The organism is Bacillus sp. SIMBA_005 (genome assembly GCF_046535585.1).
GTDB classification, from domain to species: Bacteria; Bacillota; Bacilli; order Bacillales; family Bacillaceae; genus Bacillus; species Bacillus pumilus.
The window spans coordinates 1-269 of sequence record NZ_JAWRWI010000471.1; the positions used below are offsets into that span (position 1 = coordinate 1).

The following is a 269-nucleotide window of genomic DNA, read 5'->3' on the forward strand; positions in this document are numbered from 1 at the left end:
ATTACATTGATAGAGAAAGGAGTGAAGTTTGTGGTAAATATCGTGAAGTCAACTGAGTACTGTGATATCTTGAAACAAGTTAAAGTTCAGGATGGAGAAAATGTGTATGCAATTGAAGAAATTTATGTAAAAGCCCTTAAAAGAATTGAAGTTCGTTTCGCTTGGTATAAAATAAATGAAAATGGTGTATTAAGATATATTAAAAATGCATTAGATTTAGAAAAAGAAAGTTTGTTTGAATTGTTGAAAATGTCTATTGATGAAGGGAT

1 protein-coding gene is annotated in these 269 nt (G+C 28.6%); it reads left to right on the top strand.

Translation table 11 applies throughout. The features are described 5' to 3' along the window. Positions 1-30: 30 nt before the first annotated feature. On the top strand, positions 31-269 hold a 239-nt coding region (locus SB660_RS20945), incomplete at its 3' end, for a hypothetical protein (protein WP_410584291.1).